Annotated in this window: 17 protein-coding genes and 2 pseudogenes; 15 read left to right on the top strand and 4 right to left on the bottom strand. The window is 37.8% G+C overall.

The genetic code is table 11. The features are described from left to right. A partial coding sequence (locus tag CBG25_RS12680) for a transposase family protein (protein WP_290603697.1) occupies positions 1–405 on the bottom strand: 405 nt, incomplete at its 3' end. A gap of 206 nt (positions 406–611) precedes the next feature. On the opposite strand from CBG25_RS12680, the gene mlaF reads away from it, so the two are divergent. The 7 genes from mlaF (at position 612) to murA (ending at position 5,412) form a co-directional block, all read left to right on the top strand. Then, positions 612–1,415 (top strand): phospholipid ABC transporter ATP-binding protein MlaF, encoded by an 804-nt coding sequence (gene mlaF / locus CBG25_RS12675; protein WP_290607042.1) that lies wholly within the window; start codon positions 612–614, stop codon positions 1,413–1,415. 7 nt (positions 1,416–1,422) lie between these two features. Next, positions 1,423–2,205, top strand: a complete 783-nt coding sequence (mlaE, locus tag CBG25_RS12670) for a lipid asymmetry maintenance ABC transporter permease subunit MlaE (protein ID WP_290607044.1) — start codon at positions 1,423–1,425, stop codon at positions 2,203–2,205. 3 nt (positions 2,206–2,208) lie between these two features. Beyond that, positions 2,209–2,742, top strand: a complete 534-nt coding sequence (mlaD, locus tag CBG25_RS12665; protein WP_290607040.1) for an outer membrane lipid asymmetry maintenance protein MlaD — start codon at positions 2,209–2,211, stop codon at positions 2,740–2,742. A 37-nt stretch (positions 2,743–2,779) separates the two neighbouring features. Beyond that, complete coding sequence (gene mlaC, locus CBG25_RS12660) at positions 2,780–3,412, top strand: phospholipid-binding protein MlaC (RefSeq protein ID WP_290607038.1); 633 nt, start codon at positions 2,780–2,782, stop codon at positions 3,410–3,412. Beyond that, the gene (gene mlaB / locus CBG25_RS12655; protein ID WP_290607037.1) at positions 3,409–3,693 is read left to right on the top strand and encodes a lipid asymmetry maintenance protein MlaB; all 285 of its coding nucleotides are present in this window, start codon (positions 3,409–3,411) and stop codon (positions 3,691–3,693) included. The genes mlaC and mlaB overlap by 4 nt, the downstream gene beginning before the upstream one ends. A gap of 147 nt (positions 3,694–3,840) precedes the next feature. Then, positions 3,841–4,095 carry a BolA family iron metabolism protein IbaG gene (gene ibaG / locus CBG25_RS12650; RefSeq protein WP_290607036.1) on the top strand — a complete coding sequence of 85 codons (255 nt, stop codon included), beginning with the start codon at positions 3,841–3,843 and terminating at the stop codon, positions 4,093–4,095. A 51-nt stretch (positions 4,096–4,146) separates the two neighbouring features. Further along, positions 4,147–5,412, top strand: coding sequence for a UDP-N-acetylglucosamine 1-carboxyvinyltransferase (murA, locus tag CBG25_RS12645; protein ID WP_290607034.1), 1,266 nt, complete (start codon positions 4,147–4,149; stop codon positions 5,410–5,412). Positions 5,413–5,467: 55 nt separating this feature from the next. On the opposite strand, the gene degS is transcribed toward murA, so the two are convergent. The 3 genes from degS to zapG form a co-directional block, all read right to left on the bottom strand. After that, the gene (gene degS, locus CBG25_RS12640) at positions 5,468–6,541 is read right to left on the bottom strand and encodes an outer membrane-stress sensor serine endopeptidase DegS (RefSeq protein WP_290607032.1); all 1,074 of its coding nucleotides are present in this window, start codon (positions 6,539–6,541) and stop codon (positions 5,468–5,470) included. Positions 6,542–6,641: 100 nt separating this feature from the next. After that, the gene (locus CBG25_RS12635; protein WP_290607031.1) at positions 6,642–8,060 is read right to left on the bottom strand and encodes a Do family serine endopeptidase; all 1,419 of its coding nucleotides are present in this window, start codon (positions 8,058–8,060) and stop codon (positions 6,642–6,644) included. A 244-nt stretch (positions 8,061–8,304) separates the two neighbouring features. Then, entirely contained in the window at positions 8,305–8,709 is a 405-nt protein-coding gene (gene zapG / locus CBG25_RS12630; RefSeq protein ID WP_290607030.1) for a Z-ring associated protein ZapG, read from the bottom strand. A 224-nt stretch (positions 8,710–8,933) separates the two neighbouring features. Between zapG and zapE the strand changes: the two genes are divergently transcribed. The 8 genes and pseudogenes from zapE to CBG25_RS12590 all read left to right on the top strand — a co-directional run. Beyond that, positions 8,934–10,046, top strand: a complete 1,113-nt coding sequence (gene zapE / locus CBG25_RS12625) for a cell division protein ZapE (RefSeq protein ID WP_290607028.1) — start codon at positions 8,934–8,936, stop codon at positions 10,044–10,046. 250 nt (positions 10,047–10,296) lie between these two features. Further along, on the top strand, positions 10,297–10,725 hold the full coding sequence (gene rplM, locus CBG25_RS12620) for a 50S ribosomal protein L13 (RefSeq protein ID WP_290607026.1): 429 nt from the start codon (positions 10,297–10,299) through the stop codon (positions 10,723–10,725). Between the two features lie 18 nt (positions 10,726–10,743). Next, positions 10,744–11,136, top strand: coding sequence for a 30S ribosomal protein S9 (gene rpsI, locus CBG25_RS12615; RefSeq protein ID WP_032115675.1), 393 nt, complete (start codon positions 10,744–10,746; stop codon positions 11,134–11,136). Between the two features lie 395 nt (positions 11,137–11,531). Next, positions 11,532–12,173, top strand: a complete 642-nt coding sequence (gene sspA, locus CBG25_RS12610; protein ID WP_290607023.1) for a stringent starvation protein SspA — start codon at positions 11,532–11,534, stop codon at positions 12,171–12,173. A gap of 6 nt (positions 12,174–12,179) precedes the next feature. Continuing rightward, a complete protein-coding gene (gene sspB / locus CBG25_RS12605; RefSeq protein ID WP_290607021.1) occupies positions 12,180–12,671 on the top strand; it encodes a ClpXP protease specificity-enhancing factor in 492 nt (163 codons plus the stop codon). A 230-nt stretch (positions 12,672–12,901) separates the two neighbouring features. Next, the gene (gene arcB, locus CBG25_RS12600) at positions 12,902–15,235 is read left to right on the top strand and encodes an aerobic respiration two-component sensor histidine kinase ArcB (RefSeq protein ID WP_290607020.1); all 2,334 of its coding nucleotides are present in this window, start codon (positions 12,902–12,904) and stop codon (positions 15,233–15,235) included. 241 nt (positions 15,236–15,476) lie between these two features. After that, positions 15,477–15,988, top strand: a pseudogene (gene elbB / locus CBG25_RS12595) (isoprenoid biosynthesis glyoxalase ElbB); the annotation flags it as partial. A 78-nt stretch (positions 15,989–16,066) separates the two neighbouring features. Further along, positions 16,067–16,293, top strand: a pseudogene (locus CBG25_RS12590) (IS5/IS1182 family transposase); the annotation flags it as partial.

Here is a 16,293-nt window from a genome sequence, read left to right as displayed (position 1 = left end):
GACGTCTTTAACTCCAGGAAAGGCGCGAAAAAATTCCTCAGCAGAGCGAATTTGACGAGCGGGCAAAACACATTCTCGCCCCAAGGTCATCTCTAAAACCGGCAATAATATTTTTACCCAGCGACATGCCCGTGTTCTATCTAAACCAAAAAGAAGTCCTTGCAAATCATAGGTCGGATAACATTTTAAATACAATAAAATAAAAAGCAGTTTATCTAATGGGGTTGGGATAAATCCTTTCTGCCCTGCACCCATCTGCCGCTCGTGAGCTTTTCGATTCTTTTTCCGATAAATCAAATAACAAGCTGAAAATTCAGCGGCTAAATTTTTCAATTCTTCGACTGATAATCCAATGATTGCTTTACATAAACGATTATCTCGTAACAACTGCTCTTTGTTGATCATTTCAAACCGTTATTTTCTAAGTTAAACCTCTTTTTATTGTCTATAGCGTGACAATAAATGCAAGTCTCTATTCAGCAACTAGTTTAATGAACAAAAGTAAAATTGGCAATAATATTGATAGCGAATATATGCTAGTTTTTAGGTAATATGTTCCATACTGAGTAAATACACTTAAATGATAATTAGACAGAAAGGCTATTATCGTCATGAAGAAGTCTGTAGATAATATCATAGAAATCAAAGATATGTCTTTTATTCGGGGTCAACGGCTGATTTTTACCGATATGAGCTTGACGATCCCCAGGGGAAAAATTACGGCAATCATGGGGCCATCAGGTATTGGAAAAACAACGTTGCTACGTTTGATTGGTGGACAATTACAGCCAGATAAGGGAGAAATTTGGTTTGATGGTGTTAATATTCCAACACTATCACGCGCGGAACTTTATGCTGCTCGCAAGAAAATGAGTATGTTGTTTCAGTCATGTGCCTTGTTTACTGATATGAATGTTTTTGATAATGTTGCTTTCCCTTTACATGAACATACTGTTTTAGCAGCAGAAATTATTCGAACAGTGGTCATGATGAAACTAGAAGCAGTCGGGTTGAGAGGTGCGGCCAATCTTATGCCGGCTGAACTATCAGGTGGTATGGCGCGACGAGCAGCATTGGCACGCGCTATTGCCCTTGATCCACAATTAATTCTATTTGATGAACCTTTTGTTGGGCAAGATCCGATAACCATGGGAGTTTTGGTTAAACTTATTGATGAACTTAATCATGCATTAGGTATTACTTGTGTTATTGTTTCTCACGATGTACCAGAAGTGTTGAGCATAGCGGATAAAGCTTATATTGTTGCAGAGCAACATGTTATTGCTGAAGGTGCAGCGAAAGAATTGCAACAAAATAAGGATGCGCGCGTTAGGCAGTTTCTTGATGGTATAGCAGATGGTCCGGTACCATTTAAGTTTCCGGCAGGAAATTATGCAGCAGATTTATTAGGGTGATGGGATGATACTAATTGATACATTAGCCGCATTAGGCGATCGTTCACTAGCTATGGTGGCGACATTTGGTCGTGCTGGCTATTTGTTATGTCGGGCTTTATTTGGCAAACCTGAATTTGCAAAACAATGGCCATTATTAATAAAACAGCTCTACAATGTAGGAGTCTTATCTTTATTAATTATTGCTGTATCGGGATTATTCATTGGCATGGTACTTGGTTTACAAGGATATTTAGTCTTGACCATGTTTAGTGCTGAATCCAGTCTTGGCATGATGGTCGCTCTTTCTTTATTAAGGGAACTAGGACCAGTGGTGACCGCACTTTTATTTGCTGGCAGAGCAGGTTCTGCATTAACGGCAGAAATAGGATTGATGAAAGCAACAGAGCAGATCTCTAGTTTGGAAATGATGGCGGTTGATCCATTACGTCGAGTTATCGCGCCACGTTTTTGGGCGGGACTGATCAGTATGCCATTACTGGCATTGATTTTTGTCGCCGTAGGCATATTAGGTGGTGCGCTAGTCGGTGTTGATTGGAAAGGAATTGATGAAGGCTTTTTTTGGTCATCGATGCAATCTGCTATTGAGTGGAAAAAGGATATTCTCAACTGTTTTATTAAAAGTGTAGTATTCGCTTTTACAGTCAGCTGGATAGCTTTATTTAATGGTTATGATGCCATCCCAACATCGGAAGGGATAAGTCGTGCAACGACCAGAACCGTTGTTCATTCTTCATTAGCTGTGTTGGGTTTAGATTTTGTGCTTACTGCACTGATGTTTGGGAATTAATTCATGCAAAGTAAGAAAAGTGAAATTCTAGTTGGACTATTTGTTTTGATTGCATTAGCTGCAATTGTCTTTTTATGTTTAAAAGTTGCAGATATTAAATCATTTGGTAATCAACCAACTTATAAAGTTACTGCTTCTTTTACCAATGTAGGCGGATTGAAAGTAAACTCGCCGGTAAAAATAGGTGGTGTGGTGGTTGGCCGAATAGTCGATATTATGTTGGATAAGAAAACTTATACGCCACGTGTTACCTTAGCGATTTTTAGTCAATATGATAATATTCCTGATAACAGCTCATTGTCGATACTTACTGCCGGATTATTAGGTGAGCAGTTTTTAGCACTTAATGTGGGTTTTTATGATCCGGATATGGGAATTACCTTTCTTAAGGACGGTGGACGCATCGAAGATACTAAACCGGCCATAATATTGGAAGATTTAATTGGGCAATTCTTATATAGAAGTGGCGATCCTAATCGTTCGAATAGAGCAAGCTCAGTTTCCGGAAATAACGAAAAATCTTCCACGACACCATGATGAACAATCTAATATGATAAGAAAAGGAACCTATTTTATGTTTAAACGTTTCTTAATAGTGGCTTTGTTAGTGGTTGCTCCGTTTGCGATGGCGATAGATCAAACCAACCCATATAAACTGATGCAAGAAGCCGCTGCTAAAACTTTTACTCGCTTAAAAAACGAGCAGCCTATGATCCGGCAAAATCCTGATTACTTACGCAGGGTTGTTCGTGAAGAACTTATGCCTTATGTACAAATTAAGTATGCAGGAGCATTAGTCTTAGGATCTTATTATAGTAGTGCAACCCCGTCACAACGGGATGCTTATTTTCAGGCGATTGAAGCCTATTTGGAACAAGCTTATGGGCAAGCTTTGTCAATGTATCATGGGCAACAATATCAAATTGCGCCTGAACAACCACTGGGTGATAGGAATGTGGTTGCTATTCGGGTAACAATTACCGATCCACAGGGCCGACCACCTGTACGTCTTGATTTTCAATGGCGTAAAAATAGCAAAACTGGCTATTGGCAGGCTTATGATATGATTACTGAAGGTGTTAGTTTAATTACAACTAAACAAAACGAATGGGCTAATATTTTACGTACTAAAGGTATTGACGGTTTGACACAAGTGTTGCTCAATAGTGCAAAAAATCCCATTACGCTGGAAAATAAAAAATCATGATACCCATGTTGACTTGGGAGCAGAAAGGTCAAATGTTGATTTTAACCGGTGAGCTTGATCGTGATACTCTACCCGCTTTTTGGCAACAGAGAAATCAGTTGCTAAAAGGTATTAATGCGATTAATGTTTCCCAGTTATCTCATATCGATTCTACCGGACTCGCTATGTTTATTAGGTTAAAATTAGAACAGCAGTCAGAGAATAAATGGGTATTTGAAGGTATTAGTGAGCGTTTTAAGATCCTTATTAGGCTTTATAAACTTGAGGATTTTATGAACTAATTGGGTCATAAATTTTAAAAATAGTTTATATATAAAGCAAACGCTCTTGTGCATTTTTATGCCAAGGGCGTTTTGTTTGATTTGCAGCAGATGATAGATCGATTAGGATAGATGGATTGTCTTTTAATGTTAGAATTGAGTTTAATTATGGATACAAATGAAATAAAGCAAGTATTAATAGAACAATTGAAACTTGATGAAGTGATTGTCAATGGCGAAGGTAGTCATTTTCAAATAATTGCTGTTGGTGAAATGTTTGACGGTATGAGTCGGGTTAAGCAGCAGCAAGTGATTTATGCACCACTAATGGAATATATTGCAGATAATCGGATCCATTCATTATCAATTAAAGCTTATACCCCCGCGGAATGGAAAAGAGATCGTAAGCTTAATGGTTTTTAAGACTATACTTTTGCATTAATAATATAAATATTACTCATAGAGAATTTCTAGATGGACAAGTTTCGATTAAAGGGGCCAACCCGTTTGATGGGAGAGGTCTCGATTTCTGGTGCAAAAAATGCGGCACTACCGATATTGTTTGCATCGCTTTTAGCAGAAGAACCCGTTGAATTACAAAATGTTCCAAAGCTAAAAGATATTGATACAACAATTGAATTACTTAATCAGTTAGGTACAAAAGTTGAGCGTAATGGCGCTATTCTTGTTGACGCACGTGGTATTAATAAATTTTGTGCTCCTTATGAGTTAGTCAGGACGATGCGTGCATCTATTTGGGCTTTGGCGCCATTAGTGGCTCGTTTCGGTCAAGGCCAAGTATCTTTACCGGGAGGATGTGCGATTGGGGCGCGTCCAGTTGATTTGCATATTGCCGGGCTTGAACAACTTGGTGCCAAAATTACCTTAGATGAAGGTTATGTTAAAGCATCGGTCGATGGTCGTTTGCAAGGCGCCAATATTGTTATGGATAAAGTTAGTGTCGGCGCCACCGTGTCTATTATGACGGCTGCAACTCTGGCAGAGGGAAAAACCGTTATTGAAAACGCAGCTCGTGAACCTGAAGTTGAAGACACAGCCAACTTTTTAAATTCATTAGGGGCAAAGATCACGGGTGCAGGTACAGACAGCATTATTATTGAAGGAGTTGCGCGCTTAGGTGGTGGTATTTATCGAATTTTACCTGATCGAATTGAAACAGGTACATTCCTGGTTGCAGCTGCTATCTCTGGAGGTAAAGTAATTTGTCGCAATACTAAACCAGCTACATTGGATGCAGTATTAGCTAAATTACGTGAAGCGGGTGCAGAGATTGAAATTGGCGAGGATTGGATCCAGCTGGATATGCATGGTAAGCGGCCAAAAGCAGTGACTATCAGAACAGAACCGCATCCAGGCTTTCCAACCGATATGCAGGCACAATTTAGCTTACTTAATTTAGTGGCTAAAGGTGTTAGTACAATAACAGAAACTATTTTTGAAAATCGTTTTATGCATATCCCTGAGTTAATTCGTATGGGAGCCCATGCGGAAATAGAAGGAAATACCGTTGTTTGTCATGGTGTTGAACAACTTATGGGAGCACAAGTCATGGCTACTGATTTACGGGCATCTGCTAGTTTAGTACTTGCTGGATGTATTGCGAAAGGAAAAACAACTGTTGATCGGATTTATCATATCGATAGGGGATATGAGAAAATAGAAGAGAAGCTGCGTAGTTTAGGGGCCAATATAGAACGTATTACTGCAAAGAAAATATAATCTGCTATTTTACTAAGATAAAAATCAGTAGCTTAGTTAGACTGCTGATTCTTACTTATTGTAGTAATGATTTACCTTCATTGTACTCTTCAATTTTAACGTGGACAGTCATTGTTTTTTCGTTGCGCAGTAGTGTGACAGGGACGATACTGCCCGGACTAATTTCAGCAACTTGATCCATTGTTTCCGCAGCCGAGATAACCGGTTGATCATTAACAGAAATAATAATGTCACCGACTTGAATACCAGCATTTTCTGCCGGGCCATTTGCCGCGACCTGAAAAATACGTAGCCCTTTAATTTGATTAATATCGTTATTGTTAGAGCGAATACGGGGTAAGTCCCGCGCAGTGATACCGATAAAACCGCGGATCACTCGCCCATCCCGAATAAGTTTTTCCATAATTTTAGTTGCTAATTCTGTTGGAATAGCAAAACCTAATCCCTCAGGCGTAAAACCATTTTCTGAATGATCAAATGAGAGTGTATTAATTCCCATCAATTCACCTTCAGTATTAATTAGTGCTCCGCCTGAATTTCCATGATTAATAGACGCATCGGTTTGTAGAAAATTCTGTCGGCGGGTAGGACTTAGCCCTACCCGTCCAGTGGCGCTAATAATTCCTTGTGTCACTGTTTGTCCTAAATTATAGGGGTTACCGATGGCTAACACGATATCGCCAACGTGTGCATTACGTTGTGGGTTAATCGGAATCACCGGAAGATTTTCGGCGTTTATTTTTAAAACAGCCAAGTCTGTTAAGCTATCTGAGCCAACGATGAGTGCGTCAAAAATTAATTCATCAGGTAGTGCAATCTGAATTTGATCCGCGTTATTAACGACATGTCTGTTGGTAATAATATAACCGTTACTGCTCATAATGACACCAGAGCCTAATGCAGTTAATTCGCGCCCATTTTGGGAAAAACTACCAGTCCCGCTGCTATAAACATAGACAACTGCAGGTGCTGCTCTACGTACCGCTTTACTATAACTAATTGGTTGCTCATCTTTTTTACCGTCGAGGAGGTCAGTGAGTCCTTTTGGGCGTATAGATGGAATAGCCATTAGCAAAATAGTAGCGATAACAAGCCCTACAATGACGGCACGAAAAAGCTTGATGAACATAGTAAGTATTCTGTAATAAAAGATTAACGAGATAATAAAATAGCAGGATACCATAAATACAAACAGGTACGATAGTTAACAGTACCTGTTTGCTGGGTGATTAATTGAATATATTATTACCGCGAAGTAATAAGTAGATATTTTGATCACCACGTAAAATATTTAATGCTAAAGCAGTAGGTTTAGTTTCAATAATTTTACGCAGTTGATTAATATTTTCTATCCGTTGTTCGTTGGCACTAATAATAAGATCACCTTTTGCCAGGCCAAGCATGACTGCAGCTGAATTAGACGAAACGCTATCGACCTTAACACCTTTAGTGCCTTTGATTGTACTATTGCTTAAAGTCGCTCCCATTAGTGACGTGGTTAAAACTTCGGCTTTCGTACTGCTGGAATCACTATCTTCTAAGGTAACATTCACTTCCATTGGCTTGCCTTTACGTAGTAGACCGATGGTGATCTGCTTACCGATTTCACTAGTGCCAATTTTAGCTCTCAATTCAGCGAAGCTATTGATATATTTGTTATTAATCGAAACCAAAATATCACCAGATTGAATGCCTGCTTTAGCTGCTGCAGAATTTGGTATCACTTCACTGACAAATGCCCCTTTTTGGACATCAATCTTCAAGGCTTTCGCTACATCGGAAGTCATTTCAGTGCCTTTGATCCCTAGCAATCCACGTTTTACTTCACCATGTTTGTTAATTTGATCGCTAAGAGATTTAGCCATATTGGATGGAATGGCAAAGCCAATACCAATATTACCCCCACCAGGCGCTAAAATAGCGGTATTAATACCAATCAGTTCACCATTGAGATTAACTAATGCGCCACCTGAGTTACCTCTATTAATAGAAGCGTCAGTTTGAATAAAATTTTCCAGTCCTTCTACATTTAAACCACTACGACCCAATGCAGAAATAATGCCTGATGTTGCTGTTTGACCTAAACCGAAAGGGTTACCAACAGCAACAGCAAAATCACCAACTCGCAATTTATCGGAGTCAGCTATTTTAATCGCCACTAAGTTCAATTTTTTCAGATTTGCTGTACTTGAATCTTTGATTTGTAATAGGGCGATATCTATTTGAGGATCACGGCCGATAAGCTTAACGTCAATTTCTCTGCCATCATTAAGCTGAATTTGGATGCTATTAGCATTATCGATGACATGGTTATTAGTTAGGATATAACCTTTTTCAGCATCAATAATAACCCCGGAGCCTAATCCTTCAAAAGGGCGAATACTTTGTTGTTGTGAGGGAAAATTGGGCCCAAAAAAGAATTTAAATTCTTCGGGTAGCTGTTGATTTTGAACACGTGTTCCAGATACACGAATACTAACTACGGCAGGAAGTACTTTTTCTAGCATCGGTGCTAGGCTAGGTAATTCTTGACCAGATGATAAAGCAATTGGTGGCATTGATGCAGCATGACTTACTGCAGGTATACTTATGAGTGAAAGACTGATACTCATAGCTAATATAGTTAAAAAATGTTTCTCTTTTTTCATCATGAATTCAATTCTCTTACATACCTAATTTATTTAAGGTAATTTGCTATCCTGGATAGAAAAGGCCTCAGCAGGTTTAAGACTTTAAATTATGCAAAAAAGTTCAGCCAACAGATAGTAGTAATCGTTTTTTTACATGTATTTACATGATATTAATTTTTTACAACAAAATAACTCTATCAGGTGGATACGCTATCATCAAAATTAGGTAAAGATGCAATTTTATTAATATATCAAACCTAATTTACCTTCTTTTTTCTTTTATTGTGCGAAATAAGCCAGAAGAACCTTCAGAGTAATCTTTAGGTGGTAAATTAACGGGAGCTTGATCATTGTCTGATTCTGATTCAGTCAAACGATAGTTAAAAGGGTTGTTTTGTATTGGCATATCAGGCATCAATTCATGCGAACTTTTCGCCATATGCTGATAGAGTTGACGATAATCTTGCGCCATGTTATCGAGTAACTCCGCACTACGCGCAAAATGGCTGACCAATTCTTTACGATATTCTTCCAATTCATGGTTTTTCTTTTCAAGTTCAGCTTGTAAAGCTTGTTGGTTGCGTAGCTTGGTATTGCCGAAGCGAACTACTAGTGCACCAATAATGAAACCTACAATTAGACCGATTAGTGCATATTCCCAAGTCATGTTGACTCCTTCATTAACAAAACAACATTTATTTTCATAGAAATAGATTCACAGTATAGTAGTCACTATACCTGTTAAAAGGCTATAAGTGAAAGTGGGAAAAGTTATTGCTAATGATTTCATAGTATTTTGCGGTATTAAAGTAGTAAAGATTATCGATATAATGTTTATGATTGGTTTCATTGGTCAATAAAATTATGACATTTTTAAGGAGTATCACGTTGATGGCATTGTTGACTCCCACTAAACTTTACCAACAGTTTTTGGCTACCGGTGATTATCAATTTGATGAGGTGCAAAGTAAGGCGATAGCACGTTTAGATATTATTCATCATCAGTTGCTTAATAAAACATCCCAGTTATCATTGAAAAATAAAATTGGCCAATTATTTGCTAAGAAACCTCATACAAATCGTGAGCCTGTGCAGGGATTATATATGTGGGGTGGTGTTGGCCGAGGTAAAACTTGGCTGATGGATCTCTTTTATCAGAGTTTACCGGATGGCAGAAAATTACGCTTACATTTTCATCGTTTCATGTGGCGAGTGCAGAATGAAATGATTGAGTTACAAGGTCAGCCAGATCCATTGGAAATTATTGCTGATAGATTTAAAAAACAGACCGATGTTTTATGCTTTGATGAGTTTTTCGTCTCTGATATCACTGATGCCATAATTTTGGCAACGTTATTGAAAGCTTTATTTGCCAGAGGCATTTGCTTAATAGCAACGTCTAATATTCATCCAGATGAACTCTATCGAAATGGATTGCAACGAACACGTTTTCTACCTGCGATCGAACAAATTAAAAAATATTGTGACATTATCAATGTTGATGCAGGTATTGACTATCGTTTACGTACCTTGAAGCAAGAGGGTCTTTATCTTACACCAATTGATGAAGCGAACTGCAATCGTATGGATGAGATATTTATTAAATTAGCTGGCAAATCTGGAGTTAGGTTTCCTATTCTTGAGATTAATCATCGTACTATGCCGGCAATCTGTAACGCAGAAGGCATTTTATCGATTGAATTTAAGGTATTATGTGAAGATGCTCGTAGTCAAAATGACTATATCGTTTTAGCGAAAGATTATCATACGGTACTACTGTATAATGTTTTGTTGATGTCAGAACTCCATGAAGATGTAGCCAGGCGTTTTCTCGCTCTGATTGATGAATTTTATGAACGAAAAGTTAAGTTGATTATTAATGCTGAGGTAGCAATGGATAAACTTTACCAAGGGCATTTGTTACGTTTTGAATATCAACGCTGTTTATCAAGATTGCAAGAAATGCAGAGTGAGGAATACCTAAAATTACCTCATATAGCTTAATTAGCGGGTAATAATACAATAAATTGACGAGAAATTTATTTTTTGGGTCGATTTTTGGCAAAAATTTCTCTATAATCTTGCCACCCCATGTTACAGCAAGTTTTTTATTTCCCAAAAATCTTGCATTAATGTCAGTTTGACTACTCGAAGGGGTAGGATTCACTGGACAAAAATTAGCGTGAACATGCTGAGGGATTTTTATAAAATATGAATGTTCGCCAACATGTAACTTATATATGGGTAAGCTTTAATGAAAACTTTTACAGCTAAACCAGAAACCGTAAAACGCGAGTGGTACGTTGTTGATGCAGATGGAAAAACTTTAGGCCGTCTTGCAACTGAAATTGCTCGTCGTTTGCGCGGCAAGCATAAAGCGGAATATACTCCACATGTCGATACTGGTGATTACATCATTGTTGTTAATGCAAAAAAAGTTGCTGTTACTGGTAACAAGCGTGAAGACAAAATCTACTATCGCTATACTGGTTATATCGGTGGTATCAAACAAGCGACCTTCGAAGAAATGATTGCCCGTCACCCTGAGCGTGTAATTGAAATTGCGGTTAAAGGTATGCTACCCAAAGGACCTCTTGGTCGTGCGATGTACCGTAAAATGAAAGTTTATGCGGGTAGTAATCACAAACACGCGGCACAGCAGCCGCAAGTTCTTGACATTTAATCGGGATGGATATAGGCAATGGCTGAAAATCAATACTACGGCACTGGGCGCCGCAAAAGCTCTTCCGCACGTGTCTTCATTAAGTCAGGTAGCGGTAATATTACTATCAATCAACGCAGCCTAGAAGAATATTTTGGCCGCGAAACGGCGCGAATGGTTGTTCGCCAACCGTTAGAATTGGTTGATATGTTGCAGAAACTGGATCTATACATTACCGTTAAAGGTGGTGGGATTTCTGGTCAAGCAGGTGCAATCCGTCATGGTATTACACGTGCATTGATGGGATATGACGAGACACTACGTTCAGAATTGCGTAAAGCTGGGTTTGTTACTCGTGATGCGCGTTCTGTTGAGCGTAAGAAAGTGGGGCTGCGTAAAGCACGTCGTCGTCCACAATACTCTAAACGTTAATTTCTTGTTTTTACAGCAAATTAGTAACAAAAAGCCCGCCTTTAGGCGGGTTTTTAACATGTTATAAATTTATATTATCTTGCGATTATTAATTTAATTTTTTTGTTATTAATTTTTTCAATAAAAAATTGCTTTAATTTTGTACATTTATCATAAAATATTGTCAAACTTTCCCCCATATTGAACAAAATCTGATAGACTATAGGCCATTATTTTCTTATCTATTTCTCACCTTATTTGGTGGAAATAACATGTATTAATTGTAGTTTAATAAATAAAGGTCAAATGTCTGTTAACCGAGTAAATTGGTTCACCAGCATTTTAAACATGTAAGAATGGCCTGATTAATTATATTATCGCTGTTTATTCTTTTTTAATAAAACTTGGAGGTTTTCATGGCTGTCGCTGCCAACAAACGTTCGGTAATGACACTGTTTTCCGGCCCGACCGACATATTTAGCCATCAAGTGCGGATCGTATTGGCAGAAAAGGGCGTGAGCGTTGAGATTGAGAATGTTGAAGCAGGTAATTTGCCTCAAGATTTGATTGATCTAAATCCTTACCAAACAGTACCAACGCTGGTTGATAGAGAATTAACATTGTATGATTCCCGTGTTGTTATGGAATATCTTGATGAACGCTTTCCGCATCCCCCATTGATGCCTGTTTATCCCGTTGCTCGTGGTAATAGTCGTTTGATGATACATCGGATAGATAAGGATTGGTATTCTTTGATGCATAAGATTGAAAATAAGGATCCTCAAGCTGATGCTGCCCGTAAGCAGTTAAGGGAGGAACTGATAGCAATCTCGCCAATTTTTAAAGAAAGACCGTTTTTTATGAGCGAAGAATTTAGTCTAGTTGATTGCTATTTAGCTCCCCTTTTATGGCGTTTACCTTACTGGAAGATCGACATTCCTAAAGGAAAAGAAACAGAGGGCATTCGTTCTTATATGGAACGTGTATTTGAGCGAGACTCTTTTCTTGCTTCATTAACTGAAGCTGAGCGTGAGATGCTTTTATCTACCACAGGTTAATTTATTATGGAATTGTTAGGAATGTCGCCACGTCGTCCTTACCTTCTTAGGGCTCATTATGAATGGCTTCTCGACAATAATATGACCCCCCATTTAGTTGTGGATGTTAATATTTTTGGCGTAAATGTACCGATGGAATATGCGAATAAAGGACAGATTATTTTAAATATTACACCTTCAGCCGTCGGTAATTTAGAACTGACTAATGAAATTGTCAGCTTCAATGCCCGTTTTGGTGGAGTTCCTCGCCATGTTGAAGTACCTATGAGCGCTATTATTGCTATCTATGGGCGCGAAAATGGAGCAGGAATGATGTTTGAGCCTGAGCCAAAATATGAGGATGGGATAGGTAATTCTATTGCTCAAAGTGAAAATTTAGTACTGGTTAGTGATACTGAGTTGTCAAACGAAGCACAAGAAATAACGTCGATTTCATCATCTGATGATGAGCCGCCGATGCCACCGAAAGGACGCCCGACGCTACGTGTTATAAAATAAGGTATATCATGATTGAAGGGGAGTATCGAATACTGCCCCTTTTTCTTTTTTAAATCTATATTTTTTTATTAAATTTTTATTTATCTAATAATTATAAAATTTCGTTTATAAATTAATTCATTATTCATGAAAATCTAAATATAAATTATCCCTCATAATGTATGTTAGATCCCTCTGTTTTTTATCTATATAAGTTATGATTTAAGCTGATTTTTTGTATTGGAGTGTGTATGAAGCTGCTCAAAGGACTTGCTCAATATTATGTTGATTTAATGATGAAGCTTGGCTTAATTGGATTTTCCTTACTATTAGCCACAGCACTTGTTGTATTAGCCATGGTATTACAGATCGCGGTTGATATTTTATTATATGGCAATGTTCATGATATTGATTTGGTTCGCTCTATCTTTTTTGGATTGATTATTACGCCTTGGGCTGTCTATTTTCTTTCTGTTGTGGTCGAACAACTTGAAGAGTCTCGTCGTCGTTTATCAGGCATGGTGGATAAATTAGAAGTTATGCGTAAGCGTGATGCCGAGCTTACTGACAAACTTAAAGGAAATATTGCTCAGCTCAATTTGGAAATTGCAGAGCGTGAAAAAATACAAAAGGCGCATTTAGAATTATTAGAGAAATTGCAAAAAGAGATGAAGCGCCGAGAGCAGACACAACTTGAGTTTGAACAGCAGTCTATATTATTACAATCATTTTTAGATGCATCACCTGATCTTGTTTATTATCGTGATGAAAATAATGATTGTTCTTGTTGTAATCGAGCAATGGAATTATTGACAGGTCGCAGTGAAAAGCAGCTTATTGGACTAACTTATCGTGAAATTTATGGTGAGGAAGTTGCCGAAAAGGAGTTGGAAACTGATGAAAAAGTATTTCGTCATAATGTGTCATTGACCTATGAACAATGGTTAGTATATCCCGATGGGCGGAAAGCATGCTTTGAAATACGTAAAGTCCCGTTTTATGATCGGGTTGGAAAACGTCATGGGTTAGTAGGGTTTGGACGCGATATTACCGAGCGTAAGCATTATCAGGAAGCGTTAGAAAATGCCAGCAGGGATAAGACAACGTTTATTTCAACTATCAGCCATGAGCTTCGTACGCCGCTTAATGGGATTGTTGGACTGAGTCGTATATTACTCGATACAGAATTAACCAATAAACAAACAAATTATTTGAAAACTATTCATGTCAGCGCTATCACTTTAGGTAATATTTTCAATGATATTATTGAGATGGATAAGATTGAGCGCCGCAAGGTTAGTTTAGATAGTCAACAAATTGATTTTAATGAATTTATTTCTGATCTTGAAAATTTATCGGGGCTTTTAGTACAACCTAAAGATTTAAAATTTATCTTAGAAGTAAAAGAAAATTTACCGAGCAAAATCATTACTGATGCAACACGGTTACGGCAAATACTATGGAATTTAATTGGTAATGCCGTCAGATTTACCCAACAGGGTGAGATCAAAGTTCGTATTTGGTATGAAGGACATGAGCAACTTTTTATTCAGGTTATTGATAGCGGTATTGGCATCCCAAAAGAGGAGCAAAAAAAAATTTTTGCCATGTACTATCAGGTAAAAGGTAGTGCTGGTGGCCGACCAGAAACGGGGACTGGAATTGGTCTTGCTGTTTCTAAACGGTTAGCGCAAAGCATGGGGGGAGATATACAGGTCGATAGTACATTAGGGGTAGGTTCTTGCTTCACTGTATCCGTTATAGCACCCATTGTAGCAAAAACGGTTGAAACGCCAACACCAGAAGCTGTTTTACTACCCAAGTTGCATATTCTTTTGGTGGAAGATATTGAATTAAATATCATCGTCGCGCGATCTGTATTAGAAAAATTAGGCCATACCGTTGATGTTGCTATGAATGGAAAAGAAGCACTAAAAATGTTCAAAATTGGTAGCTACGATTTGGTTTTATTGGATATCCAACTACCTGATATGAGCGGTCTCGATATTGCACGTCAGTTTCGTCAAATCTATGCCAATGATAAACTTCCCCCTTTAATTGCATTAACGGCTAATGTATTGAAAGACAAAAAAGAGTATCTTGCTGCCGGTATGGATGATGTATTGAGTAAACCACTGTCGGTCAGTGCATTAATAAAGATTATTGAAAAATATTTGACGGATTGTAAAAATAAATCCATCAACATTCCGCTAAAACAACTTGCTAATCATGATGACGTATTAGATATCAATATGCTCAACCAATATTTCGAATTAGTTGGACCAAAACTGATTGAAGAGAGCATAAAGATCTTTGAAAATATGATGCCAGGATACCTGTCTTTATTGGATTCTAATATTGTGGCCAAAGATCGAAATGGGATTGTTGTAGAAGCCCACAAAATTAAAGGTGCAGCAGGTGCAGTTGGTTTGCGCCATCTCCAGCAGTTAGCTCAACAGCTCCAATCTCCTGATTTACCTGCCTGGTGGGATAATATTCAGGAATGGTTTGATGAATTAAAAGTAAATTGGCAAAAAGATGTTAAAGTTTTGAAGCGCTGGTTAGTCGACGCTGAAAAAAAATAACCCCAACCGAAGTTGGGGTGCGCGAATATTGCGCCAACACTAGGGAAATCGTTTTTTACTCACCAATTATGATATGAATAAATGTAGATGGTGAGTAAAATAGAAACCTTTATTTTTTTGTCAGCCAATCAACATAACAAATATAATCATTTTTGTTACAAGATTCATTAAAATTTGTGATCAAGTTCCATGTTATCACATTAAATGAATTAGTAGCAATCTACTACAAATGGAGTCAAATATGAAACCTATTGCAGTAATTTTAAGCGGATGTGGTGTATTCGATGGCAGTGAAATCCATGAATCAGTACTTACTATGTTATCTTTGAGTAAAAATAATATTGAAATATGTTTTTTTGCACCTAATAGAGAGCAACTAGATGTTATTAATCATATAAATGGAGAAAAAAATCAAGAAAAAAGGAACATAATGGTAGAATTTTCACGTATTTCACGTGGGAAAATAGCGCCTTTATCATCTGCAGATGAAAATAAATATAGTGCAGTCATTATTCCTGGTGGTTTTGCGGTAGCAAAAAATTTATCTAATTTTGCTATTAAAGGAAGCGATTGTGAAATAGATAAAGATTTATTAACATTTTGTCGTGAAATTCATCAACAAGGTAAGCCTATGGGATTGATGTGTATTGCGCCTGTAATGCTACCTAAAATTTTAAATAAGCGGTAAAGTTAACAATAGGCAATGATAAAAAAACTATTGCTCAAATAGAACAAATGGGAGGAACACATATTAGGGCACCTCGAAAAACCTAAGCCGAGGTTGATTTTGCTGATAAAGTTATCGGAAGCTGGTCTACTGAGCTAACCACCATGAAGAAACGCAGCGCCATTAAGAATGACCTCTTTGCAAACCAGTATCACCAACAGACGATCGACAAGTTGGGTGACCCGCTGGTCAAGATCGAAACCTGTATAGACTTTGCGCATCTAGCAGCAGAAATCGACCATGTGGTACCGCGTCCTGTCAGCAAAAAAGGCGGACGTCCACCATTTCCAACAGAGACCATGGTTCGCATTTTAGTCTTAAAGCGTATCTA

It is taken from the genome of Arsenophonus sp. ENCA (genome assembly GCF_002287155.1).
GTDB lineage: Bacteria > Pseudomonadota > Gammaproteobacteria > Enterobacterales > Enterobacteriaceae > Arsenophonus > Arsenophonus nilaparvatae.
Note: the sequence above shows the minus strand (reverse complement) of the source record. Positions and strands in the feature narration are given on the sequence as shown.